Below are 1,379 nucleotides of genomic sequence, written 5' to 3' on the forward strand. Positions count from 1 at the left end.
AAGAAGAAGAGACAGTCTATAATAATGTAGCAGATGCGTTTGCAGGAGTTGGTTCTTCTATCACGAAAGTTCAGAATAAAATCACTCAAGAGATTAATAATGTAGTTAATAATGTTATCACCAAAGTGGAAGGTGATTCTTTATCGTGGAGCGATGACGCCAATGCCTTTGTTGCCCGTCATGAAAAGAGAGCAGAAGAAAAAGGCAGAGCTGTACAAGAAAACAGCAAAATTACGTTTCTTGCGAATGGAGATCTTTCATCAACCTCTACAGATGCGGTTACAGGTAATCAACTTTTTGAAACGAATAGTAAGGTTGCCACTTATTTAGGTGGTGGTGCTAGCTTTAATGAGGGAACTTGGACTCCCCCTAGCTTTAAGGTCAAGACTGCCAAGGAAGATGGTGAAGAAGAAGAGACAGTCTATAATAATGTAGCAGATGCGTTTGCAGGTGTTGGTAATTCTATCACCAATATACATAAAGAAGTTAAAAATGAAATTAATCAAGTTGTAGCTGAGGATCTTGTACAGCAAGAAACAGAAGACGGTTCTATTACCATTGGAGCAGGAAAAGGCGGTAGTGAGGTCAATATAGCCGATAGCGCAAGTGCTGACCGGAGACTTTCTGGTGTGAAGGAAGCGGTTAACGCTAATGAAGCTATCAACAAGGGTCAACTTGATAAAAGTTTGCAGGATCTTTCTAAAAATCTTCAGTCAGAAGATTCAGCAGTTATTCATTACGATAAGAGTGAAGATGGGAATGGTACTATTAATTACAAGAGTGTGACTTTGGGTGGTAAAGATAAGTCCGCCGTTGCACTTCATAACGTTGCTGATGGCACAATTTCTTCAGAATCACATGATGCAATCAATGGTAAGCAGATTAATAAAATTGGTGAAGATGTTGCTAAATTTTTGGGTGGTAATGGGGATTTTAACAATGGCGTTTTTACTGGTCCAACTTATATCTTATCGAAGGTTGAAGAAAATGGTTCAGTAGAAAATATCACCTTTAACGATGTCGGAGCAGCCTTTACAGGACTTGATAAGAATATCAAGAATGTAAATGCACGTATTAAAGAAGTATCTGTGGGTGTAGCGCAAGATTCTTTATCTTGGAGTACAGGTGATGATGCCTTTGTTGCCAAGCATGGAACAGGAAAAACCAATAGTAAGATTACATTTCTTTTAGATGGTGATGTTTCTGATGGTTCAACGGATGCGGTTACAGGTGGTCAACTTTATTCACTGAATGAGCGGTTTGCTAGCTATTTAGGTGGTGGTGCTGGATATAATGAGGAGACAAAAACATGGAAAGCACCTCTCTTTACAGTTAAGACAGTTAAGGCTGATGGCAGCTCTGAAGATGAGACTTATAAT

Annotated in this window: 1 pseudogene; it reads left to right on the plus strand. The window is 39.1% G+C overall.

Annotation, left to right across the window (positions count from 1 at the left end):
- A pseudogene (locus MCO_RS09665) lies at nt 1-1,379 on the plus strand (hypothetical protein); the annotation flags it as partial.

The organism is Bartonella sp. DB5-6 (assembly GCF_000278115.1).
Classification (GTDB): domain Bacteria; phylum Pseudomonadota; class Alphaproteobacteria; order Rhizobiales; family Rhizobiaceae; genus Bartonella; species Bartonella refiksaydamii.